The sequence below is a fragment of the Klebsiella sp. CN_Kp104 genome (genome assembly GCF_040064515.1).
Taxonomy (GTDB): Bacteria; Pseudomonadota; Gammaproteobacteria; order Enterobacterales; family Enterobacteriaceae; genus Klebsiella; species Klebsiella aerogenes.
The window spans coordinates 97712-122396 of record NZ_JBEAII010000047.1 but is presented as its reverse complement, the minus strand read 5'-3'; the positions used below and the strand labels follow the sequence as shown (position 1 = coordinate 122396).

The following is a 24685-nucleotide window of genomic DNA, read 5'->3' as shown; positions in this document are numbered from 1 at the left end:
GCAGCAAAGATGGCTATTTGTCTATTTTTACTGTCTTCCTACATGTTCTTCGCGTATGACGGCTAAATAACCCGATTAATACTTGCCTTACTGATTGGCTTGTAGTGACCGCTCTTGCCGATTCAGTTGCGATAGTCCCTGTAGCAGGTATTATTTTGCGTACAGCATTCCAAATGTGAATTTTTGCCTGAGCATTTTGCTCCATGGCCGCAATCTCTTCCGAGGGCTTCATGACTAACACTAACTTTTCTCAAACGGCTGCGTTTATCTGGTCGGTGGCCGATCTATTGCGCGGTGATTTCAAACAGTCTCAGTACGGGCGCGTGATCCTGCCTTTTACGTTGCTGCGTCGTCTTGAGTGTGTGTTGGCGGAGACCAAAGATGCGGTGGTGGCGAAATATGATGAATTAAAAACCAGCCCGCTGCCGGAAGATGCCAAAGAGAAGTTTCTGCTGCGCGCAAGCACGCTTTCCTTCTTCAACACCTCGAAGATGGATCTGGGCAAGATGGGTCAGAACGACATCAAAGCCAACCTGGAAAGCTACGTACAGGCATTTTCACCGGATGCACGTGAAATCTTCGAGCACTTCAAATTCAGCGAGTTTGTCGGCCTGCTGGAGGATGCCAACCTGCTGTTCAAAGTGGTGAAGAAATTCGCCACTACCGACCTTAGCCCAAAAGCGATTTCCAACTATGAAATGGGCCTGGTGTTTGAAGAGCTCATCCGTCGTTTCGCGGAAAGCTCTAACGAGACCGCCGGTGAGCACTTCACCCCACGCGATATCGTGCGTCTGACTACCTCGCTGGTGTTCATGGAAGATGATGAAGCCCTGACGCAGCCCGGTATCATCCGCACCATTTATGACCCGACGGCCGGGACCGGCGGCTTCCTCTCTTCAGGCATGGAATATGTGCACGAACTGAACCCTAACGCGGTGATGCGTGCCTTTGGCCAGGAGCTGAACCCGGAATCCTACGCAATCTGTAAAGCCGATATGCTGATCAAAGGTCAGGACGTCAGCCGTATTAAGCTGGGGAACACCCTCTCTAACGACCAGCTGCCGCTGGATCAGTTCGACTACATGCTCTCTAACCCGCCGTTTGGCGTGGACTGGAAGAAGATTGAGGGCGAGATTAACGACGAACATACGCAGAAAGGTTTTAACGGTCGCTTTGGCCCGGGCCTGCCGCGTGTATCCGACGGCTCGCTGCTGTTCCTGATGCACCTGATCAGCAAAATGCGCGACAACCACAACGTGGATGGCACCGTGAGCAACGGCGGGCGTATCGGGATTATCCTTAACGGTTCGCCACTGTTTACCGGCGGTGCGGGCAGCGGTGAGAGCGAAATCCGTCGCTACATTCTGGAAGCCGATTTGCTGGAAGGCATTGTCGCGCTGCCAACGGACATGTTCTACAACACCGGCATTGCCACCTACGTCTGGATCCTCTCCAACAAGAAAGCGCCTGAGCGTAAAGGTAAAGTGCAGCTGATTGATGGCACCAACCTGTGCGGCAAGATGCGTAAATCACTGGGTTCCAAGCGTAACCTGATGGGCGATGACGATATCAAGCTGATCACCAAGACCTTCGGTGACTTTGAGGTGGTGGATGCCACCACCCTGGAAGAACTGGGTCTGGAAAAAGCCGCCGAGCAAAAATCCAGCCGCGGTCGTCAGCCAGCAACGGCCAAAACCGAAGCGCCGAAAACCTTCGCCAGCAAAATCTTTAACAGCACCGACTTTGGCTATCGACGCCTGACCATTGAGCGCCCGCTGCGGTTATCCGCACAGGTGACCGATGAGGCGATTGCGACACTGCGCTTTGCGCCGAAGCCGTTTAACGCGCCAATGGAACGCCTGTATGACGAGTTCGCATCCCAATGGCATGAGGAAAACTATGGTGATTTCTCAGAGCTGGAAGCCGAAGCACGCGCCATCATCAAAGCCGAATTTGCCGAGCTGAAAGAGAAGCAGATTAAAGATCTGCTCGATAGCAAACTGTGGCTTTCCCAGCGCGGGTTAATGGAAAAAGCACAGCAGATTCAGACGGCTCTGGGTACACAGGCGGGTGGCAAAACGCTGGTGAGCAATGATTTCAACCAGTTCCAGTTGACCTTGAAAGGGGCCATCAAAACGGCTGGCGTAAAGCTGGACGCGAAAGAAAACAAGCAGTTTATCGATGCCATCACCACCAAAAACCCGGATGCCGAGCCGGTGGTGAAAAAGGTACTGAAAGAAGCAGCCCAACCGCTGTACGGTGCATTTGAATACAAAGGCAAGGTTGTTGAGTTTGAGCAGGACGGTGAGCTGCGCGATAACGAGAACGTGCCGTTGAATCCGACAGTCTCCACCAGCGATCTGATTGAAAACTACTTCAAAGCAGAAGTACTGCCGCATGTGAATGACGCGTGGATCAACGCCGATAAGCGCGATGCCAAAGATGGTGAAGTGGGGATTGTCGGTTACGAGATTCCATTTAACCGTCATTTCTATGTTTATCAGCCGCCGCGCCCGCTATCCGAGATTGATGCCGACCTGGATGCGGTCAGCGCCGAGATTATGAAGCTGCTGCAGGAGGTACATTCCTGATGGCTAAGTATAAGGCGTATCCAAAGTATAAGGATTCTGGGGTTGAATGGCTGGGGCTCGTACCTGAGTCTTGGACTGTTTGTAGATTGAAAAATCTGGCAACAATAAAAAATGGCCAAGATTATAAATCTGTTCAAACTGATGATGGCTATCCAGTTATGGGATCAGGTGGACAATTTACGTTCGCATCTAAATTTATGTATGACAAGCCATCTGTATTACTTGGACGCAAGGGAACTATCGACAAGCCATTATATATAAATGAGCCATTCTGGACTGTTGATACAATGTATTACACGGAGTTAAATGAAGGTTTTGATGCAAAATATCTTCATTATCTTGCGCTCACTATTCAGTTTTCCCGTTATTCTACAAATACAGCCCTACCAAGTATGACTCAGGAGCACTTGAGTAACTATAAATTTTCCGTCCCAAAGGCCGAATCAGAACGAAAGAAAATAACCGAGTTTTTAGATCTCGAAACCGCAAAAATCGATAACCTGATCGAGAAGCAACAGCAACTGATTGAACTGCTGAAAGAAAAACGTCAGGCTGTAATTAGCCATGCCGTCACCAAAGGGCTAAACCCTGATGTGCCGATGAAAGATTCTGGTGTGGAGTGGTTGGGGGATGTACCGGAACATTGGATTATAAAACGGTTAAAACATATCTCTCCTAAAGTTGGTGTTGGGCTCGTTATTAATCCTTCTACATATACTAAAGATGAAGGTGTCTATTTTATATTTGGTGGTGATGTTAAAGAGTTTGGATTCGACTTAACTAAAACAAGACGAATTTCACCTCAAGATAGCAATAAACTACTTCCTTCAAGATTAAATAGTAGAGATTTAGTCTCAGTACGTGTTGGATATCCTGGAATCACGTCAGTGGTTACCGATGATTTAGAGGGCTCTAATTGCGCGTCAATTATCATCATCAGAAGAGGCAGTTACAACTCTGACTGGCTATGTGCTGCAATGAATGTTTGGGTTGGAAGACAACAAGTTGATCTTTCTTCTTATGGTGCAGCACAAAAGCAGTTTAACGTATCGGACGCTATTGAATTTGTATTTCCTGTACCTCCGATAAATGAGCAGAATGATATAGCTGATTTCGTCCAAAAAACGTTGAACAAATTTGATGATTTAACTCAGAAAGCTTTCATACAGATAGAGTTGCTACAAGAACGCCGCACCGCCCTCATTTCCGCCGCCGTCACCGGAAAAATCGACGTTCGCGACTGGGTTGCCCCCGACACGCAGAACGTTGAGGAGCCACAGGAGGCCACCGCATGAGCATGGACAGCACCAAAGAGCTGATCTTCCAGAATGAGATGATTGCTCAGATGGAAGAAAAAGGCTGGGTATGTGGCAAAACCGACGGCTACGATCGCGAACGTGCGCTGTATTCCCAGGATGCGTTGACCTTTGTGCAGACCACCCAGCCGCAGGAGTGGGAGAAGTTTGCCAAAATTTACCCGACCGATACCGAGCGTCATTTCCTCGATGCGCTGGTGGCTCAGCTGAAAAAAGCGGACATCAACGCCACCGATGTTTTGTCTCGTACTTACGGCACGCTTGGCGTGCTGCGTCACGGTATCAAAAGCCATAACGCGCGTTTTTCCCTGTGCCAGTTCAAGCCGGAACATAATCTCAATCCGGAAACCCTTTCGCGCTACAAACAGAATATCTGCCGCATCGTGCCGGAGCTGGTTTACAGCCCACATGCGTCGAATACCGCATTTGAAGAAACGGGTATAAAAGCGAAAAAATGGCGTATCGACCTGGTGTTATTCGTCAATGGCCTGCCGGTAGCGACGCTGGAATTGAAGTCTGAATTTAAGCAGACGGTACAAAACGCCATTACGCAATATAAGAAAACGCGTTTGCCGAAAGATCCAGGCACAAATAAACCCGAGCCGCTGCTGACCTTTAAACGCGGCGCGCTGGTGCACTTTGCCGTCAGTCAGTACGAAGTGTTTATGGCGACCAAACTGGATGGCGATAAAACCTTCTTCCTGCCGTTTAACAAAGGCACCCGTGACGGCGGCGCAGGGAACGATATCCCGGAAGATGCCAACGACTACGCCACCAGCTACCTGTGGAATGAGGTGCTGCTACCGGACAATCTGCTGAAAATTCTCGCGAGCTTCGTGCATCTGCAAATCGTCGAAAAAGAAAACGCCATTGGCCTGAAGTACAAAAGCGAGAGCTTGATTTTCCCGCGCTATCACCAGTGGGACGTGGTGAACAAACTGATCACCGCCGCCACCGTGGAAGGGACCGGTAATAAATACCTGATTCAGCATAGCGCCGGGTCGGGCAAATCGAACTCTATTGCCTGGACGGCCCATCAGCTTTCCCGCCTGTACGATGAAAATGGCGAGAAACAGTTCCACTCGGTGATTGTGGTGACGGACCGCACCGTGCTTGACGACCAGTTGCAGGACACCATCTATCAGTTTGAACATCAGGACGGCGTGGTCGGGCGTATCAATAACAAAGAAGGCGATGGTTCTAAATCGGAGAAGCTGGCGAGCGCGCTGGAAAACTCGCAGCCGATTATCATCGTCACCATTCAGACCTTCCCGTTTGTCCTGAAGGCGATTGAAAACAGCGTCAGCCTCAAGCAGCGAAAATACGCCGTGATTGCTGATGAAGCGCACTCCTCGCAGAGCGGCTCTACGGCGCGTCAACTGAAAGAAGTGCTGATGACCGAAGAGGCGGATGACGATGTGGAGATGTCTTCAGAAGATATTCTGGACGCCACCGTCGCCGCGCGTAAAGGCAGCAACAATCTCAACTATTACGCCTTTACCGCCACGCCGAAGGCCAAAACGCTGGAGCTGTTTGGCCGTCGTCCTCATCCTCAGGAACCGGCGTCAAAAACCAACAAGCCGGAAGCGTTCCACGTTTACTCCATGCGTCAGGCCATCGAAGAAGGTTTTATTCTCGATGTATTGAAGAACTACACCAACTACAAAGTGGCGTACAAGCTGCTGCAAAAGCTCGACGATCCTGACCGGGAAGTGGACAGCAAAAAAGCCAAAATCAAACTGAACCAGTGGGTCTCGCTGCACGATCATAACGTGTCGCAGAAGGTGAAGGTGATTGTTGAGCATTTCCGCAAGCACGTGATGCATTTACTGGCTGGCCAGGCGAAAGCGATGGTGGTGACCAGTTCGCGTAAGGCGGCAGTGCGTTACAAACTGGCGTTCGATAAATACATCGCCGAGCAAAAATACGACAAGATCAGTGCGATGGTGGCGTTCTCCGGGGAAGTGGAATTCCACGAAGATGACCACAACAGCCTTGCGCTGCTCAACCAGAAATTCACCGAGATCACTATGAATCCAGGCCTGAAAGGCCGGGATATGCGTAAAGCGTTTGATACCGATGACTACCAGGTGATGCTGGTGGCCAACAAATTCCAGACCGGTTTTGATCAGCCCAAGCTGTGTGCCATGTATGTGGATAAAAAGCTGGGCGGCGTGGAGTGTGTACAGACGCTGTCGCGGCTAAACCGTACCTATCCGGGGAAGGCGCAGTCCGGCACCTTTGTGCTCGATTTCTACAACGAACCCGAAGAGATTTTGGGGGCTTTCCAGCCGTACTACCAGACTGCGGAACTGACTGATGTCAGCGATCCGCAGTTGGTCTTTGAACTTTATGAAAAACTGCGTACCAGCGGCATTTTCCTGTGGAACGAAGTGGAGCAGTTCTGCGAAGCGTTCTTCAGCAAAAATAAATCCAACGCGGCTATTAGCAATATTTGCAAACCTGCGGTGGAGCGTTGGAAACATCGCTACACCTCGGCGATTGAGGCGTATGTGCTGGCCAAAGAAATGTTTGAACGCACTAAAAAAACCGGCGATGTTGTGCTGATTACTAATGCGGAAAACACCTTTAAGGACTGCGAGAAAGAAAAAAGTAAGCTGGATATCTTCAAGAAAGATCTCGGCAGCTTTGTCCGTTTTTACGAATTTATGTCGCAAATCGTCGATTACGATGACAAGAACCTGGAAAAACTGAGCCTGTTTGCCCGCCACCTGCGTCCGTTGCTGCATGAACAGCGCATCGAAGAAGATGAGATTGATTTAAGCAACGTGGAGATGAGCCATTATCGCCTGTCAAAGCTTCACGAGCAGCATTTGAAGCTACAGGAAGATGCGGCGGAATACAAAATCACACCGGGAAATGATGTCGGTACGGCGAAGCCGAAGGACAAGAAAGAAGAGTTTCTGTCGAATATCCTTGCGCGTCTTAACGAGCTATTCGTTACCGATAATCTCACCGATAAAGACATGATCAATTACGCCTTCGCGGTGCGCGACAAACTGTCAGAAAACCAGGCGGTGATGACCCAGATTGCGAACAACACGCGTGAACAGGCGATGCTGGGTGATTTCCCGAAAGCCATTGACGATGCCGTGATGGACAGCAACGACGCCCAGCAGGAGATGATGGTGCAATATCTCTCTAACCCTGAGCTAGCGAAAGGCTTTGCCCGTGTGGTGTTTGATATGTTGAAAGGGGCTTAGCGCTTTTTCATCAAGGAGTGGTGTAGGAATGCTGAATTCTTTCGAGATATACCAGGCATTGAATGAATTGGGTTACCAGCTTGAGGCTGGAAAATTCGAGCCTGGCTATGCTTCTGAACATGCGCTCGGGAATGGAAAGTATCTGTATGTCAAACGCGGTCGGGACGGCGTAGTTAACGAGAGCCCATTAGTTCTTGCACCAGAAACCCTTACCTTAAAAGCGGAAATTGATCGCATTGCGGGTATCCACTGCCTTTGGGAAAAAGTAAAAAGCACCAGCTACCGCCGTTACCCGAAAGATAATGGTACGTCCCAATATGGTTTTGCGGCAGATGTTGAATCAATTGAAGCGTTACAGGCGCTGGTAGCTTTGCTGGGTGGCCAACCATCTATAACTCCCCAACCGGGACTAAAAAGAGACGACAAAAACAAGGAGCAATCGTTCATGTATCCCTTAAACCAGATTCTCTTCGGGCCACCCGGCACGGGTAAAACCTACAGTACCACTGAAATGGCGGTCAAAATTGCCGATGATACCTGGTACCAACAGGCTATACGGGAACATCATGGTAATCGCTTACGGGAATTGGTAAAAGAACGCTATAGGGCGTTGGTAGAAAAGCAGCGCATTATGTTTACCACCTTCCACCAGAGCTTCTCCTATGAAGACTTTATCGAAGGGATCCGCGCGACTACTGATGAAAAATCGGGCACGCTTCGCTACGAAGTGGTCGATGGTATTTTTAAACAGCTGTGCCTGAATGCTGAAGTTAAAACGCGTGGTAGTTCAACCCAGTCATTGTCCTTGAATGGGAGACGGATTTGGAAAATGTCTCTTGGAAATACGCTTGACGGTGAAGATTATATTTTCGATGAATGCCTTGTAAATAATTATATTCTATTAGGTTGGGGGGATAATCTTGATTTTAGTGGCTGCACGACAGCGGCTGATGTCCGACTGCGCATAGATGGAGCGAGTGATAGTCTGGTTGAGCGAAGCGAATACATGCTGACTGCGGTCAATATGTTTAAAAACATCATGAAAAATGGTGACCTGGTTATTATTTCCGATGGCAATCATAAATTTAGGGCCATTGCCGAGATCGCTGGCGATTATCAATATCTGCCCAATGATGAACGCGTAGGCTATCATCAAATGCGTAAGGTCAACTGGCTACGAACCTACTCGCCGAGCTTACCGAAAGAACAGCTGTTTTTAAAAGCGCTTTCACAGATGACATTATATGAGTTGAGGGACACCTCAATTGATCGGGAAAAACTGTCCCAACTACTGGCCCCGGTTGAAACAACTGACAATCAAGCATTGCCGCACGTACTCATCATCGATGAAATAAATCGTGGTAATATTGCCCGCATCTTCGGTGAATTAATTACTCTGTTGGAACCCGATAAACGATCGGGTGCCGAAGATGCCCGTACCTTAATGTTACCGTATTCTAAACAGCTGTTTTCCGTGCCCAGAAATGTCTATGTGATTGGCACTATGAATACGGCTGATAAGTCGTTAATTCAAATGGATCTGGCGTTAAGACGCCGCTTTAGCTTTACCGAAATGCCTGCACAACCGGAGTTGCTAGCCGGGGTCACTGCGTTTGGCATTGATGCCGCACAGTTGCTAACGCGTATTAATCAGCGTATTGAAGCTCTGCTAGATAGTGAGCATATGATTGGCCATGCTTACTTTATGCCGCTAAAGAAATTAGAAAATTCCGCCGACCGCGAAGCCTGTCTTGCCAGCATCTTCCAGAACAAAATCATTCCATTACTGAGAGAGTATTTCTTTGATGATTATGAACGCATTGGATGGGTACTTAATGATTCGGTGAAAGCGAAAGAATATCGTTTTATCTTGTTACAACAGTCAGCACAACTGCCATCATTTTCTGCACTATTCCCGAAAGATATTGCTGATAGTTTGTCTGACAGGCGTTTTCGTATCAATAAACATGCTTTCAAGTCGGCAGAAGCTTATCAGGGGATTGTCGCATGATGATCCAGGTCCGGGAATATGCCCTGCTTACTTGTGATAACTCTCAACCAGCCAGTATGGATTTGGGGATTGTCTCTGAGGCAACGTTTTCCTGGCTTGAGCAGTTACAACAAACGTGGAGTGGAACCTCTCACATTCTCAGCCGAGAAGGGAAGCGGTTTTTGCGTTTGGGAAGCTATGTCGGTTATCTACAATCCCCGAATGGCGAGTCAATTGAAATTCTGCCAAAAACCACATTTGAAGCGCCAACTGAGGTAGTCCCTCTACGTCAGCTTTTGCGCCGAATGCTAAGCGCCTCTTTAGGGATTACACCCCGTGAAGCGAACCAGGCGGCATTGCAATATAGTGACCAGCCTCTACATGAATGGATAATTAGTGAGTTCTTGCGGCATCTTGCTGATTTAGTGCGTAAAGGACTTCGTTTCGATTATCACCTCATCGAGGATGAACATAGCGCGTTTATCCGTGGTCAACTGAATGTCACTGCACAAATGAGAATGCCTCCGGGCAGAGGTACACATTTTCATGTGCGCTATGCCGAGTTCTCTCCTCAGCGCATCGAGAACCGTCTGCTACGGACGGCTTTGGATTGGGCGCTTAAAATGACCAGGCAAGGGCAAAGCTGGAGGCAGGCAAATTCTTTAATCCATCAACTGGATGGCATAGCCCCAATTTGTGGCAGCACAACGCAACCAATGAGGCAATGGAGTGACGGCAAATATCTCCTCGGCTATCGCGCTATAAAGCCGTGGTGCCAGCTCATTCTTGAACAGATGAATCCAGATTTTCAACATGGGTCGCATCAGGGTATTTCCCTGCTGTTCCCTATGGAGAAGTTATATGAGGGATGGGTTGGATGCGGCCTGGCTAGTGCGTTACATCACGATTATCAGCTCATAAGACAGACCAGGAGCCAGCACTTGTTAGAGCATGTTCCAGTTGGTGAAAAGTCATCTCAACGATGGTTCATGCTTAAGCCAGATTTTATTATAACCGGCGGGCAGACGTTGGTTCTTGATGCTAAATGGAAACTATTAGATAGCAGAGTCGATGACAGTCTGAGGAAATATGAAATCAGCCAGTCGGACCTGTATCAGATGTTCGCCTATGGGCAAAAGTATCTTCATGGGAAAGGCAATATGATGCTTATTTATCCACGTCACCTGTACTTTGATGTACCTCTACCGGTGTTTCGTTTCGATGAAGATTTATCTTTATGGTGTGTGCCCTTTGATCTTGAATCGGGTAGATTAGTGAAAGGTGATTGGCAAGGTTCTTTCCCCTGTTTTCCCTGTGAAAAGGCTGTAACAGTCTCATAGCAGCTAAACAAATAACCATGTGTTTATTGAGCGTTAAAACAGCGAGGGAGTAGCAATCATGATTTATAAAGATTTTTACCATTTAATGTTGGAGTCTTTTTCCCAACCAGTTGAGCTTTTCACCGAGTCAAGGAATGTACCTTTTACTCTCTATGTTGAAGAACAAAAACTATTTGTTCGAAATGGAAAAGATAATACCAGCCGTATTGGCCCCAAAGAAGTCGCAGCATTTGTTGAGCGGTTTGAAGAAAATGAAAGCTTGGCTGCTAAAGACTATCAGGATGTGACATTCAAAGCCTCCTACTTATTGGCTGCAATGAAATATATCACTATAAAAAACTCACTGAATACTGATAATAAATAGTCATCTTTACCGCTGGGTGGTCATTTGTAAAACCCACCCAAACGCTCCCTCCATCACTGCCCCATATTTTCTATCTTCCCCAACTCACCGATTTAAATCACATACCACCGCCTCATATTTCCACGCGCAACAATATAATAACCAGAATAATATATCATTGATTGACTTGCGGAGTTTCCATCATCAATACGGCGCAATACAAAGAATTAACTCGGTGATATTTATGCGATTTAACTATACGAGTTTGTAATATGGTATGAAATCGATATGACGAAGTTCAGTTCACCATATCAATATGCGCGTTGAAGTTAGTATATGACTCAATAACATAATCCATGGATGCTTTACCGCGGATCTCGAAACAATCATTAGCGAAATAGTAGGCAAATACGGACATGCCATTTTTACCAAACAAACACGTTAGGATTCGAACTATATGACTAAACCTAAAGAAGCCACGCCTTCTTGAGGTAGACGCCGATGGATCGCCAGAAGAGTCTTCATTTCTCGTAAAACAAACTGTGGCATCCACCTACACTGCAATTCAAAATCAAACCGTTCGTTGTTGGCGTTCCCTTCTGGCGTCATTAGACCATTTAAGATCAGTTCATTATAAAGCCATTCATCCAAATGTAAGCTGATACCGTAATCACTAAGCAGCTTACACCGCAACTGATGGGCGATTTTTAAGCCCGCTACATCCAGATCGCCAAAATAAAGTAGCTGTTTTACCTGTTCGACCTCAAGGAGTTGTGACACGCATTCCGCCTGGCCGGACACTTTGTTACCTGCGCCGTAAATGACCAGTGACCAGCGAGTCTGAACTCGATTAAGTTGACATAGTCGATAATACACATCAGAGTTTTCAACAATGATAGCCGGAAGATCATGGCAACATGATGACTCATACGGTAAAGGCGGTGCACGTCGAAACGCGCCCATATCAGCCAAAGTCAGAGCGACATGCTTCCAGCCATCAGGTGGCAAGGAGTCCAGCGCTTTTTCGTCACCAAATATAAGCAGAGACCGCTCACGATGCCCAAGCAAGCCCGGGAATAGTGACTTTTCGCCCTCGGTTTGGCGAAAAAGATATGTATTCAGCTGTTGTAAGCGTACCTTGATTGGCTGGGTCAGTTGTCCTGTAATACGTCGAGCCAACCAAGGATGCCAGGCTATTTCTGATGTTGTCTTCGTAGGAACGATGGCACCTTCGTAAACAAAAGTACTTGGCAGGCTCATACCCCGCCAGTAGCGCTGCCAACTCGCTTTGTGCTTAGGCTGAGCCCGCCAGTCCCCCTCAAGCAATAGCGTAACAGCCTGACTCAGCAAATCAGGCGCCTCCTGGCTCAAGGCCTCTTGATTGTGTGCGCGTAATACCTCATCCAGCACCGCATTAGCTTTCACTGTACGGGCGGCCTTACCAACGGCAAGACGATGTTTAGTGGCTGTCGACTCCAGTCGGGATAGCCAGATCATTACGCTACTCATCTCATATCAGCCTTAAATGACGGGATCGAACAGTGGCTTAGCAGCCAGAGAAGCCGCCCACAGGGCATGGCGTTCTTTATCAACGGTGACCAAATCGCGCCGCCTCAGTTTTTGAACTTTATTCAGGAAGAGATGATTATCAAACATTGATTGGGCATTTTCATCCGAAATACCAGTCAGGTAGATGAGCTGGATTTTATAGGCTTTGGCCATTTGGGTTTGAATTCGCATTAGATCATCGGCATTCGATTTACCCAGCGGGTTATCGGCTAACAAGAATCCTGCACTTGAAATACCCGTATCGTACTCTCGTACTTTACCAACCGTCACAAACAGTAAAAAGGCAGATGTAAGGCGCTGTCCACCCGAACCTTCAAGTCGGGTGACAGGAGTCCATTGTGGACGGCTGGCATTCGTCTTCAGCAAACGCACCTCCAGCTCCCCTTCGCCAAATACCGACTGAACCAAATCAGCTGTCAAGGCGTCCCGATTGGGCGCTCGGGGTATCTGTCCCTTGGCTATCCACTGCTGCAAGCGGCTGCTGGCAAAACCCCTGAGATCAGCGGCAACATCATTCAGCCGGTCCGTCATTTTGATAATGGGCCGACCAGGCAGTACGGGGCAATCCTCAGGAATTTTGACCGACATCGCGCGCTTGAGAAGTTTAATAGCCCCCTCCAGATGAGCAGTCAGATGGGTGACTGTCAGATCAATCGAACGCTGGAATTGTTCCAGGCTATCCTGCACAGCTTCGAATACCTGCGTGATCCCTGTACCGACCCTGTCCAAATCGCCCAGCACTTCATGATAAGTTGCGATTGAGTCCAACTGCCGTAAGTATTCCTGACTGGCTTGGGCGTCTGGATCCTTGGCCAACTCTTCTTCGATCCGTTTGCGGAATTTTCCCCAGACCGTAGAGACGCGTATATTTTGCTGTTTTAGCGTTTCATTTAGACCTGCATACATTTGGCATTGTGTAGCCAGATCCTGAGCATATTCTGTAATGCTCAGGATCCTACCAGGTAAACCCGCGGCAGAGCTCGGCGTAATGTGCTGGATCATCGCTTGAGCTGTTTTGGCGTTCTGTAGCCGTTCTTTCACATTTTCAATCTTTTGCAACTGCAGCTTCTTTTGCTCCAGGTGAAGTTTTAGCTGGTATTCAATTTCATGGAGGCTGTTGACGATTTCAGCCAGAGACGTTTGGATTGTCTCTATATCAATGGGCTTCTCTTCCCAGACAAAATCCTCGTCAATTGCTTTACTAGCCTCCTCACAGCTTTGGGAAAAATTTTGCAGAGTTACCTGAGAATTAATTAGATTTTGCGTGAATTGCTTCTGCTGTTCGTTGAGGCGTACGATGCGGTTATTAATGACTGTTAGCTCATTGATGGCCGCCGCTTTTACCTCGTCCGGATATGTATTGTAGGTGGGGTGAGCGGTCAAACGCTCAGAGGCAGAACGTTGTGCCTGTTCAGCATCTTTCAGTTGTTGCTTGAGAGCGGTCACTTGATCACCGTTGGCTGCTTCGAGCAATTTTTTGTGCGCCTGAGCTGCCATCTCATGGGCATCTTCGGGGCTTCGTCCTACCATACCTTCAGTCGCCGTAATCTCTGAATAGAACGGCTCGTTACACAGATTACTCCAGTTGCCCATCTGGATATTTAAAAGGGTTTTCTCGGAGAGCTTGTTCTTCTCGATTTCGTTCAGCCGTTCCAGTCTCTCTCTCTGGGTGCAAATAGTGTCCTTGCTTCGTTGAATCTGTGCAACTAACTGCTCCAGTTTCATTATCGCCGTTTCACGCTTCGCCCATTCTGTTTCTACAAAAAGACTCAGTTTATCATGTGCTTTTTCTGCCCGAATTTTCTGCTGTTGGGCGTTGTTTAACCTCACCTGGGCATCTGTCTTCTCGTCACGCAGTGTTTGCTCATCATGCTCAGCTTGCTTAAGTGCTGCATCAGCATTTTCCAGTATTAAGAGAGCCTGCTCTCGTTGGTCAAGCAATCCCACCCAATACTTACCATACTGTTCGTAATGCAGACGCCAGTCATTCCTGAAAGATTCCAGTACATCAAGGGTGCTCTTCGCAGCCTTCACACTGACTTCCTGCGACGCTACGATATTTTCCAGGTCTTGCAGCCGGGCTTCGTAAGCGGCCTGGCTATATCCGTGCTTATCGTGGTTTGAGAGGACGACCTGTACTAATTCAGACGTTTCTCGGCGGAGATCTTGTGCTTCATCCAGCAGGTAAATAGCAATAGGTGCCTTCTTCCAGGGCAAGATCTCACTAATTTTATGGACCTGTTCAAACGTTACATTGTCGAGTGCGACCAGGCTCAGGTAGCGGCCAGGGTTTTGATCGATCACCGCTGCAATCTTTTGTGCATCATCGTTGTAAACAGAGGCCAAATAGTGTGGAAATGTCCAGAGCTTATCCCGTGCAATACCCGCCGCATAAAACGCTTCAAGTGCCTCATTGACCTGCTTTGCGACCAGTTCATGTCCCGTCGTCCTTAACTCGTCCAGTTCGTGCCGGGCTTGCAGTAAACGCTCTTTCATTCCATTCAGCGTGTGAGAGTTCGCATTCAATACCTTGTCGAGCTGCAATCCACACAGCTCGCTGTGCCAACTCGTGTCTTCAATATCTAGATCATGTTGCATTGACGTTGGCAGTTTTTGATAGATTTTTGCTAAAACTAAAGCACTATCCACAGCTGACTGGTGTTTTTGTTCAGCCAGAATGAGTTTTTGCTGGGCCTCACTTTTCTCAATTGATGCCTCCCGCACAACATTCAGCTGTGCTTCCAGCGCCTGCTCTTTCTGATGAAGAATTGTATGAGCCAGCTCTTCACTCTGCTGTGCATTGCGTAAGGTTAATTCCAGTCGGTATTGGGCTGCTACTGGTGTTTCATCCTTCTGGATCAACCCAGCTTCACATAGTTGGCCCCGTTGCGATTCGCCCTGCCGTTTGTCTCTTTTATATCTCTCACGATCCGCCTCCAGGCCACCCAGCATCTTTTGTAGTTCGTCGTATGATTGTTTAAGGGTATTGCTTTCCCTATCCATCTGCCCTAATTCTTCCTCAAGCGTAGCCTCCTGCTGGCGATGTCTGTCGATTGCCCACTCTAATGTGCCCAAGGCTTCGCCAGCAGTACGCTCGAAAATCACCTGTAGCGGCCTTTCCGTTTCACTTTGGAATACCTTCAGATCTTCATCTGCCTGGCGGTACTCATTCAGGGCCTTAGCATAGGCTTTGTAGTCTATAGCAGCTTGAGTAATCTCAATCTGGCGCTGATTGGTATCGGCTTCGTCTTGAAGCGCATCGACTATCGCTTTTTGCTTGTCGAACTGATACTGCACGAAATCATATTCAAGCAGAGCTCTGCGCTTACCTAACTGCTCACGCAGAGACATCGCCTGACCAATATGCGTTTGCAAACTCTCCATGTTATCTTCAAGCTGCGTCTGTTCAACCTGAGCATCCCCGACAAAGGCTGCGAGATCGCGCATTGCTTCCCGGAAGCCATCATCCAGCAGTTGCTGCTGCGCCTGGATGCTTTCCAGCTGTTTAGCCGGCTCAAGAAACGCCAGCCAGTTAGCCAGCACATCCTTCAGGAAGGACTCGTTACGACGGATCCCCTCTAACTCTCCCTGACGTTCAACTTCATGCGCTACTAGTTCCCGCAGCCGCTCAGCCGCATCTTTAGACATGGTGCAGGCGAAAAACGCGCCAAGGAAATCATGTTCAGTTTTGTATTCGATAAAACGGGTCAGGCCACCTTCTTCGGAGTTGAAGGTCACCATTGTTTTGATAAGATCAACGTTAATTTGTTGTTCCAGTAAAAATGCGCGCCACTCGTTCTGTCTGGTGGTTTTACGCCAATGCATGCCGCCTTCACTACTGGCCTTGAGACTAAGCCAGCTATCAAAACTGCGCAGGCTATTAGCATAGGGGCGCAGCTCAGAATTGCGTTCCGCGCGGGAATAAGAAGGGACTTCATCAAACGGCGCGCCCATCAGGGAGTCGGGCGCATCACAAATAAACAGTGTGCGGTCAACATCATCTCCATTACGCTGATGAGCATGTCCCAGTAATAACGTTTGTCCTGATTCATTGACCATCTCAACCAAAACAACAGAGAGTTCTTTATAGAAGTAATTGCGGTAGTGGTATTCACTCTGGCGATGATTTGCCAGATATTGGGTGAAGTCACTAACGGACGGCTCAAAAATCGATAACAGCAGCGCGATGTAGGTTGACTTACCGCCCCCATTTACAAGCTGCTGATAAGTACTGGTCACCACCTTCGCATTTCTGACGGGCGAGCGCAGGCCTTCAACAACAGGGCTACCAACCGCTTGAGACAGGCCAATATAGTCCAGTGTGAGGTCCTTGTAGAAAGCTTCTTCATGGCCTGCGCCATCCATATAAACCCGTTTAATCAGCCACATGCTTAAATCTCCGTCAAGCGTTGCGTTTCTGTGGTTCCAGTTGTAACTGGACGTTCATTGAGCGAAGGAAACTCCAGGGTATCTGCTAATGCTGCAATATCGCTTTCAGCTAAATCGGACGACCGTTCTTCTACGGCTGGACTGATACTCATGACAAAACGCACCGTCTCTTCAATGCCAGTATGGCGCAGATAATGTTTGAGTTTTTGGGTCGGATACCAGTCGGACTCTCCCGACAGACTGCTGTCTTCGGCCAGAAAGCCTTCCTCCTGCAGCAGTTGTATCCAGCGCGTTGCCATTTCAGTTTGCGAGCGAATACTCGAGACACGCCCCACCTTTTCGTCGTGAATACGGGGAATACGTTCTTCCTGCACAAACCTGGCCGTCATAAGTAGGCCATCTACGGTATCGTCCCCCTCGGCCTTGCGCTGGGCAATCACCTGGTCGGCAACATTATTGAGCCTGGCTACCACCGAGGCGGCATTAATGGCATTACTCTGACCGAACTCGACACGAACGGTGTCTGGAGTTGGAAACAAATCAGCCAACAACGCAATCAGTGTTAAGCCTGCAAACAGGCGCTGTTCTTTCCGTTCCTTACCCTGTTGCTCAGCCATTGTTTCAGGTAGCAAGCGTTTGTTCAGCCAACCCAAAGATGGGGAAAACGGACCTCGGCCATCTGCAGCCAGTAATACCCCGTAGGTCTCATGAATCCCGAGGTACCGCAATTTCATACCTGTCGCCACGCCACGGATAATCTCTGCGAACAGGGCATCACCTTGCAGATCAAGCGCACGTTGAATCAGCTCGTCTCCCATCTTATATCCCAGTGAATTCATAATTGCCTGCGTGGCAATCTCGGCGTAGCGTTTAGCTTGTTGATGCGTGTTGTCGTACATAACTACTCCTCAAAGGGGTGTAAGGGAGCGACCTTTAACAGTTTGATATTGTCAGCCCGCCAGAGCGTTGTTTCGATAGCGTCGTCTATCTCTACTTCTATTGCGGGATCGCTGTTAGCTGCCAGGCTGCCAATATGAAGTAAACAAACCTGTTGTTCTTGTTCAGATAATTCTTCGCACTCATAGGCGTCGAAAACATCTCTAAAGCTCACATGCCCCCAATTCTTCAATCGGTCACTAACCCAATCGCTGCATTTTTTAATGACGGATTCAGGGATATTTCGCAGGTTGGTTTCAATAGCTACAGGCTGCTCGGTGGGGTCCTGTATCTCATGTGGAAGCGCCTGTTCAAATCTATCGAGATAGAGGTTCAGCAGCGCTTCAGGATCAAACAGAATGTGCCGATCATCATCCTGTCTTCGGGGAGCCAACAGGCGTGCGGTGAGACCATCGATTTCCTTTTCGACAGTTTCAGGGGAATGAGACAGCAAGGGCTTGAGTACACCTTTTTCCAGCGTTTCCCGGAAAAGGGTATTATCTCTGGGAATAATGAGTTTCAGACGAGCTCGCTCAAAATCTTTGTTAACATCAAGTAAGCAGTCTTGATAGCGCTGCGTAAAAGCGCAGACCTCAGCAAAAATCTCTTGTGCCTTACGTAGCTTATTTAATTTGTCGGGATTTAATTTCGAACTTCCTTCAACCAGCATTTCGGTAATGGCCGACATTGAGTTCTGGATATGTTCCAAAACCTCGCGGGTTTTATCAAAGGAATCATTGAGTACGGGACGGATATCGTGTGCATAAGATGCGCTCAAATCACCAGACTGGGCAGCACGTACTTTCATCCGCATCCCAATGAGATATTGCTCCAGTTGCCGCTGCGTTGATTGGATCTGGTGTACTGCCTTGTCGATCTCACCGCGACGGATGGTTTTAAGCGTGCGCCAGGCCAGAATCGCAGCGCGTTCTATCGGCGTTTCATCCAAACGGAGGGTATAGAAAAGCATTCCTTCATCAGTCAGCGACCAGAGAATATCATCTGAGCCGGATAGCTGATCATAGCGTACCAGACGGACTATCTGCTCTTCGGAATGCGTTCGTTGCGAGAAGTCGTAATAACTGAGACGGAAAGGGTCTTTGATCGCCGCAAAAATCTTGCTGGCAACTTGCGCGTAGTCGGACGCTTCTTGCCCCGGATAGGCTTCATTGAGATGCCCAACCAGACATAGCTCGGCTTCTTTACGCGTCATACCAGGCTGGCGCTCGCGGTCAGCATAATAAAGCATGGCGTCAAAGAGATACATAATTGCCGCCAGTACATCAAGCTTGAAGCCATCAAACGGATTGCGCTGTAGGGCGCTGTATATTGAATCCAGCGTCCGAACTACAAGCAACGCGTGAGATTGAATCGTCAGCTCGCGGCGTGCCATAGATTCATTACGAGCCTGCTCCAAAAACCCTAGTGACATAACATTCTCCCTCCGAGACGGAAGTCACTATAGTACTCCTCGCCCAATTAAGCAAAGAAACTTTGCTTGATTTTCTTTGATAACAATGTTATTTGTTTTGATGACATTCGCCTTCTATACTTAGTCCGTATATCAAACCGCAATTGATTAACCTGCAAATAAGAATAAAACTGATATGTACTACTCAATGTTTCTTGATAAACACAAATCCCCCCTCAGCCACGCACAATGGTTGCGCTTGCGCTATATTGAACGCCAGCTACTGTGGGAACGAAAAGTCACTTCGCGCATGATTGCTGAAGAGTTTGGCGTCTCGGCGCAACAAGCTCGTACTGATGTAAGAACCTATATGGAGGTCGCTCCAGGCAACGCTATTGAGAAGGGAGCCGGCCGAAAAGGGTATTTCCCCAGTATGACGTTTTCGCCTGTTTTGCTTGGAGACAACGATCTGGTCTGGCGTGCGACGGTAGAATTTCAACCGCCACAAGCGGCCCACGCGCAGGAAATTCCGCTCATCCATCGCGCAGTACATAGCCGCACGCTGGCAATTTTTTTGTCAGCAATCGAACAGAACGGACAAGTAAAAGTGACTTATGCGTCAATGGAAAACCCGGAAGGCATATCCCGTACACTAAGCCCAACGGTAATTATTACCGTTAACGGGCGCCAGCATGTGCGAGCCTATGACTGGGGTAGTTCGGCGTTTAAGGACTTTGTTTTGGCGCGATTTCTGGACTCGCCGGAACTGATTATTCCTGCCCCTCCCCCTCCGCGCAAAGATACCGCGTGGGAGGTCGTAATCCCCGTGCGTTTTATCGCCAATCCAACACTAAACAAAGCGCAACAAGAGGTAATTAAGCGGGATTACATACTTGAACCATCTGAATTCAGCATTCGTGCACCAATGATTTTTTATTTATGTCCTGAAAACAATCTGCCGAAAACAGATGATGAATATGCACAAGCTACTGACGCCAGCAGCCACGGCCCCTTTGTCTACCCTGTTCTAGCTGTGCACGCCCAAACAGGTGAGCCTATTCATAAGTACCGCCATGCAGGTGAAAAATAGACATTCTGTTTACTAATAATTTATAGCCATTTACGGTAACTGTTCCTGTATCAGAGATATGATGCAGGAATATAAAACGCCTTCCACCTATAAATAATGATTTATTAATTTCTGATTCAGTTAAATCCCCCAGCTCTCCTCTATGGCCAGAATTTAGCGGTTAATTAGCCATGAAACAGGGACGTTTTTTACTGTTTCAACTACTACCCGGGGTTAAACTGTAAGTATCCCGGCGGCTTTCGAACCTTTCGGGCCTGCCTCAGGATCGGCAGAACGGAAACCCGCTTTCGCCGATAGCTCAGATGCTGTCAGCCATTCCGAGTCGGCCAGTATCCGGGCTTTTAGCTCCTCCAGTTGTCGGTCATTGCGCTCCTGGAAACTCATATGGTCAAGTGCACCTCCCGGCGATTTTTTGAAGCCATACGGCACCACATGCCTGAACCGGTTTGCATCCAGATAATCCGCCCACCACTGCATCATCTCCCGGCGCTCTACCGCGTCGCTTGACCACAGGCCTGACTCCACCAGCGCGCTACAGGCCATCGAACTGCTGCACCGCGCGCAGAGTACTTAACTCCGGGGATCGGTTCTCGCTCGGCGGGAATGGTCCACATGGCGTTATGCAGGTCAATTTCATCCCAGCGGGCAAAGCGCAGTTCGCTGGAGCGAATAAACAGCAACAGCGCCAGCTTTACCGCCAGTTGAGTCAGTTGACGGCCTTTGAAGTCGTCGACTCTTTCCAGGAAATCAGGGATAAGATTCAGATCCAATGCAGGGTGGTGACGTACTTTGGGCGTGGAGACAGCGCCGGTTAAATCCGATGCGGGGTTATGATCGATAATGCCGTTCTGGACGGCGTAGCGCATCACGCAGGCAGTGCGCTGCTGAAGCCGGGAAGCAACATCCAGTTTGCCTGCTTTCTCCACCTCTTTGATAGGTACCAGCAAGTCTTTGACCTTCATCTTAGTGATGTCACAACTGCCGTTCGTGGGAAAGACGTAAAGTTCGAAATAACGCAGCACCCGCTTCTTATGTTCTGCCGACCAGTTCACGTTGCTGGAGACCCATTCGCGCGCCACGGACTCGAACGTATAAAGGGGCTCTCCACCCCGCTTTTCCTCTCTGCGTTTTTCCGCCGGATTAATGCCTTCTAAAATAAGCCTTCTTATATCCGCTTGCTTCTCTCTTGCCAGTGCGAGAGAAATAAGCGGATAAGGGCCTAATGCCATACGGTTCTCTTTGTTTCCAAAGCGAAATTTCAGATACCACAGTTTGGATCCGCTGGGGTTAACCTGAATGTAAAGACCGTGACAGTCAGAGAGCCTGTATGCCTTGCCAAGCGGCCTGGCATGCCGGATTGCGAGATCTGTAAGCGCCATTTGGGGGTCACTCCTCTATCGAACCGGGTTTGCCCCCTTTTTTGCCCCCAAATCGTGTGGATGTCAATGGATGAAAAATGACCAACACGGAAAGACCGCAAAATAAAAATGGTTATTACCGAAAAATAAATTATCTTTTAATTACAGAAGGATATGGACGAATTTGGACGGAAATGGACACAAAAAAAGCCACCCTTAGGTAGCTAATTATTGCATCACTTGGTGCGAAGGCCGGACTCAAAACACAACCTAGTAAATTGAAAACAAAGGAAATAAACAAGAGCGCATGTTCATGTGCCCCCTTTTGTGCCCCCATGGCTTTTTAAGCCCCTTAAGTTCACAACTGATTGGTATTAAAAAGGAAATTGTTATTTCCCCCATCGGTTAGGTTCCGATATACGGATCCTAACCGGAGGTAATATTGAACATCAGTAAAATTCTTTTTTTCCATATAACTGTTCACACTGTTCACCTCTTCACTTTTCTTTTTAATATCATGGCGATAAATGGTGATGAGTTGGTGAAGAGTGAACAGTCAACTCTTCACCTTTGTGATTTTTGCTCGTTCTGGATGCGCCCGGTCAGGGGATGCGCAGGGTGATAAAAAGTTTTTTCAGGTTTTATTGTTCACACTGTTCACCTCTGGTTTTTTATCAATAATTTCATGGTGATACAGGGTGAATATATGGTGAAGGGTGAACAGTGGATTGTTCACCTTGTGGCAATGGCCAGAAAGGAAAAGACCGGCTGTTGCCGGTCTGAGTGAGGTTATGTTGCTGCGGGGTCGTCGCACTTCGGCAGCCAGTCGCCGTAGCTTTCCTCTTTCAGCGACAAATTGGTTTGTATCCCCTGCTTTGTGTGCCGCTTCTCATAATTCAGGCCGTACTCTTTCAGCATCATGGGTAGCCCCAGCCCGAACATTTTCAGGCTGAGCACGTTCCTGTACCCGTTAGCCTCCATATACGCCAGATACGCGTGATAAAGATATTTACGGTAATTACGCGGGATGATGCTGGCATTCCCCATAAACATCCCGTTGGTCTGCGGGAGCATTTCCAGATAGCCACAAAAATCAAACGTCGGGTCTGCATCGCGCTTAATGCTGAGCGCCTCGTCGGAGTTCTGCTGCGACTGGAGCAGTGCGCGCGCGGTCATAGGGTCGCTGAATTTCTGCATAAGCTGGCGCACGATGACGGCCAGCTCGCGCGCAATTTTATCCCTGAGCTGCGGGTCGCGTTCCTCCGGGGCAATCTGTTCCGGGAAGTGAATAATCACCCGGCGACGTGACACACCGCCGCTGCGGTCGGTGAAGCGCATCGGGTTGTTGTTCACGGCCAGAATCACTGCCGGAATATGTGTTGAGTACGGGTTCTGATATTTCGGGTCAACCGAGACCGCATCGCCGCCGGTGATGGCCTTAAGCCCTGCGCCGTCACCGCTCCATTTTTCCTGGTCTGGCAGACGGATTAGCGAGAAGCCAATCAGGGAGGCACGCTTGCGCGGGTCTTCCAGCGTGTCGATATCGGCTGACGTGGCATTATCTTCCCCGGCGAGCAGGGTCGCGATTTCGGCCAGAATACTTTTGCCGCTCCCGCCGGGACCGGTGACTTCGAGAAAGAGCTGCCAGTCGTAGCGGTTCGCCAGTACCATAAACAGCGCGGCCAGAATCACGTCGCGTTTTACCGGATTTTTGCCGGCCGCCCGGTCGAGCCAGCGCCAGAAGTTTGGTGCGTGAGTCTCCAGCGTTTCCCCGTCCACCGGTGGGGTGAAATCCACGTCGCACAGCGTGCGCAGCCAGTGTGATTTACTGTGCGGGCTGAACAGGCCGCTTTGGGTATCGAGTACCCCGTTGCGAAAGCCAATCAGACGACGTGCCGGTGTATCCTGCTGTGGAATAATCAGTTTCAGGGTCTCCACCACCGAGGCGATTTTCCCGGATGAGAACGGCGCGCGCAGACGCTGGAATAAATCAGCCACATTCCGTGAAAAAGTGGCGGCAGGGATATTTTTCCAGATGCCGTTTTCATAGCGGGACAGGAGCTGGCCGTTCGCATCCACCGCCAGCGCTTCGCCGTAATGCTCATGCACCCGCAAAGCCTTGTCGCTGGCGCTCATGGCAGTAAATTCCGCCTCGCTCATGGTGTCGAACGGACTTTGCGCCGGTGGCCGGATGGTGTCATAAATGGCTTTCCGGGTGGCATCTTCACCTTTATGCATAAACGCATCATTCCAGTCACCGAACACCGGCGGCAGGGCAACAACGCCTTCACACGCTCCAGCGGCCACTGCGGCTTTACTCTGGCCGTCGCCGTTAAGGTCACGGTCGGCGGCGAGGATAATCTGACAGGCCGGGTGCTTGCAGCGGGCCAGGCTCGCCAGAGAAAGGAGGTTCACGGACGACAGCGCCACCATGACGGTTTCTCCGGTCAGGTGATGCACGGTAAGCGCGGTCGCATAACCCTCCGCTATCCACAGGCGTTTCCCGGCCTGTTTCTGCCCGTCGATGAGATGGCATGCCCCTTTGACCTGCCCGCCCTTCAGGGTGCGCTTGAGCCCCTCAGCATTAATAAGCTGGAGGTTAACCAGCGCGCCGGTCCCGTCATACAGCGGCACCACCACATCACCGGCGCGGTAGGCCACGCCGCCGGTTTTGTGCGACGTGGTCAGCGTCAGACACTCACGACCGGCAAAGCCCTTGCGGGTCAGGTAGGCGTTGCCGGTGGCCGGGCGCGTTTTCTCCATGAGTTTTACGGCCAGCGCGGCCGCCGCTTTGCGGTCGGCCTCCGTTCCGGCGTCTGCGACCGCCATCACCTCCGGGGCCACCGGGGGCAGGTGGCCGGTGACGGCGTTCACCTTCCCGGCAGCCTCGGATGCCGATACGCCGAACACCTTCTCAACCAGTTTCAGGCCGTCACCGGCGCCGCACTGGTTACAGAACCATGTGCCGCGCCCCTCTTTATCGTCAAAGCGGAACCGGTCAGCGCCGCCGCACACCGGGCAGGCCTGATGGCGGTTTTTTATCACCTTCATTCCCAGCGCCGGGAGAATGCGCGGCCAGTGGCCGCACGCCTGTTTTACGGTGTCCGTTACGTTCATTTTCATGGTTT

Annotated in this window: 14 protein-coding genes; 7 read left to right on the top strand and 7 right to left on the bottom strand. The window is 49.4% G+C overall.

Features of this window, described 5'->3' with window-relative positions; all coding sequences use genetic code 11:
- The first annotated feature begins 230 nt into the window (after positions 1–230).
- From ABLU80_RS25065 to ABLU80_RS25040, 6 genes are read left to right on the top strand one after another with little or no spacing between them, the layout of a single operon-like run.
- Complete coding sequence (locus ABLU80_RS25065) at positions 231–2591, top strand: class I SAM-dependent DNA methyltransferase (protein WP_208524524.1); 2361 nt, start codon at positions 231–233, stop codon at positions 2589–2591.
- Complete coding sequence (locus ABLU80_RS25060) at positions 2591–3886, top strand: restriction endonuclease subunit S (protein ID WP_348850581.1); 1296 nt, start codon at positions 2591–2593, stop codon at positions 3884–3886. Before ABLU80_RS25065 ends, ABLU80_RS25060 begins: the two co-directional genes overlap by 1 nt.
- On the top strand, positions 3883–7131 hold the full coding sequence (locus ABLU80_RS25055; RefSeq protein WP_348850580.1) for a DEAD/DEAH box helicase family protein: 3249 nt from the start codon (positions 3883–3885) through the stop codon (positions 7129–7131). Before ABLU80_RS25060 ends, ABLU80_RS25055 begins: the two co-directional genes overlap by 4 nt.
- Positions 7132–7159: 28 nt before the next feature.
- A complete protein-coding gene (locus ABLU80_RS25050; protein ID WP_348850579.1) occupies positions 7160–9142 on the top strand; it encodes an AAA family ATPase in 1983 nt (660 codons plus the stop codon).
- Positions 9139–10461: an McrC family protein gene (locus ABLU80_RS25045; RefSeq protein WP_348850578.1), complete on the top strand. Its 1323-nt coding sequence runs from the start codon at positions 9139–9141 to the stop codon at positions 10459–10461. The genes ABLU80_RS25050 and ABLU80_RS25045 overlap by 4 nt, the downstream gene beginning before the upstream one ends.
- A 58-nt stretch (positions 10462–10519) precedes the next feature.
- Positions 10520–10825 carry a hypothetical protein gene (locus ABLU80_RS25040; protein ID WP_032713591.1) on the top strand — a complete coding sequence of 102 codons (306 nt, stop codon included), beginning with the start codon at positions 10520–10522 and terminating at the stop codon, positions 10823–10825.
- Positions 10826–11257: 432 nt separating this feature from the next.
- Here ABLU80_RS25040 and ABLU80_RS25035 read toward each other — a convergent pair whose 3' ends face one another.
- Genes ABLU80_RS25035 through ABLU80_RS25020 form a run of 4 tightly spaced genes read right to left on the bottom strand, consistent with a single transcriptional unit; the run spans position 11258 to position 19130 of the window.
- Positions 11258–12301, bottom strand: coding sequence for a Wadjet anti-phage system protein JetD domain-containing protein (locus ABLU80_RS25035; protein ID WP_348850577.1), 1044 nt, complete (start codon positions 12299–12301; stop codon positions 11258–11260).
- A 24-nt stretch (positions 12302–12325) separates the two neighbouring features.
- A complete protein-coding gene (locus ABLU80_RS25030) occupies positions 12326–16762 on the bottom strand; it encodes a hypothetical protein (RefSeq protein ID WP_348850576.1) in 4437 nt (1478 codons plus the stop codon).
- Between the two features lie 2 nt (positions 16763–16764).
- The gene (locus tag ABLU80_RS25025) at positions 16765–17661 is read right to left on the bottom strand and encodes a hypothetical protein (RefSeq protein WP_015704231.1); all 897 of its coding nucleotides are present in this window, start codon (positions 17659–17661) and stop codon (positions 16765–16767) included.
- A gap of 2 nt (positions 17662–17663) precedes the next feature.
- Positions 17664–19130, bottom strand: a complete 1467-nt coding sequence (locus ABLU80_RS25020) for a hypothetical protein (RefSeq protein ID WP_032713589.1) — start codon at positions 19128–19130, stop codon at positions 17664–17666.
- 175 nt (positions 19131–19305) lie between these two features.
- On the opposite strand from ABLU80_RS25020, the gene ABLU80_RS25015 reads away from it, so the two are divergent.
- Positions 19306–20199: a WYL domain-containing protein gene (locus ABLU80_RS25015; RefSeq protein WP_015704229.1), complete on the top strand. Its 894-nt coding sequence runs from the start codon at positions 19306–19308 to the stop codon at positions 20197–20199.
- Between the two features lie 213 nt (positions 20200–20412).
- On the opposite strand, the gene ABLU80_RS25010 is transcribed toward ABLU80_RS25015, so the two are convergent.
- The 3 genes from ABLU80_RS25010 to ABLU80_RS25000 form a co-directional block, all read right to left on the bottom strand.
- Complete coding sequence (locus tag ABLU80_RS25010) at positions 20413–20679, bottom strand: hypothetical protein (RefSeq protein WP_223848491.1); 267 nt, start codon at positions 20677–20679, stop codon at positions 20413–20415.
- An 11-nt stretch (positions 20680–20690) separates the two neighbouring features.
- Positions 20691–21578, bottom strand: a complete 888-nt coding sequence (locus tag ABLU80_RS25005) for an integrase arm-type DNA-binding domain-containing protein (protein ID WP_020079757.1) — start codon at positions 21576–21578, stop codon at positions 20691–20693.
- A gap of 768 nt (positions 21579–22346) precedes the next feature.
- Positions 22347–24680: a primase-helicase zinc-binding domain-containing protein gene (locus ABLU80_RS25000; RefSeq protein ID WP_348850575.1), complete on the bottom strand. Its 2334-nt coding sequence runs from the start codon at positions 24678–24680 to the stop codon at positions 22347–22349.
- Between the last annotated feature and the right edge of the window lie 5 nt (positions 24681–24685).

Coding starts and splice junctions, on each gene's coding strand:
- ABLU80_RS25050 (WP_348850579.1), top strand. CDS start 7,160: ATGCTGAATTCTTTCGAGATATACCAGGCATTGAATGAATTGGGTTAC.
- ABLU80_RS25005 (WP_020079757.1), bottom strand. CDS start 21,578: ATGGCGCTTACAGATCTCGCAATCCGGCATGCCAGGCCGCTTGGCAAG.
- ABLU80_RS25030 (WP_348850576.1), bottom strand. CDS start 16,762: ATGTGGCTGATTAAACGGGTTTATATGGATGGCGCAGGCCATGAAGAA.
- ABLU80_RS25000 (WP_348850575.1), bottom strand. CDS start 24,680: ATGAAAATGAACGTAACGGACACCGTAAAACAGGCGTGCGGCCACTGG.
- ABLU80_RS25055 (WP_348850580.1), top strand. CDS start 3,883: ATGAGCATGGACAGCACCAAAGAGCTGATCTTCCAGAATGAGATGATT.
- ABLU80_RS25065 (WP_208524524.1), top strand. CDS start 231: ATGACTAACACTAACTTTTCTCAAACGGCTGCGTTTATCTGGTCGGTG.
- ABLU80_RS25045 (WP_348850578.1), top strand. CDS start 9,139: ATGATGATCCAGGTCCGGGAATATGCCCTGCTTACTTGTGATAACTCT.
- ABLU80_RS25040 (WP_032713591.1), top strand. CDS start 10,520: ATGATTTATAAAGATTTTTACCATTTAATGTTGGAGTCTTTTTCCCAA.
- ABLU80_RS25060 (WP_348850581.1), top strand. CDS start 2,591: ATGGCTAAGTATAAGGCGTATCCAAAGTATAAGGATTCTGGGGTTGAA.
- ABLU80_RS25025 (WP_015704231.1), bottom strand. CDS start 17,661: ATGTACGACAACACGCATCAACAAGCTAAACGCTACGCCGAGATTGCC.
- ABLU80_RS25020 (WP_032713589.1), bottom strand. CDS start 19,130: ATGTCACTAGGGTTTTTGGAGCAGGCTCGTAATGAATCTATGGCACGC.
- ABLU80_RS25035 (WP_348850577.1), bottom strand. CDS start 12,301: ATGATCTGGCTATCCCGACTGGAGTCGACAGCCACTAAACATCGTCTT.
- ABLU80_RS25015 (WP_015704229.1), top strand. CDS start 19,306: ATGTACTACTCAATGTTTCTTGATAAACACAAATCCCCCCTCAGCCAC.
- ABLU80_RS25010 (WP_223848491.1), bottom strand. CDS start 20,679: ATGATGCAGTGGTGGGCGGATTATCTGGATGCAAACCGGTTCAGGCAT.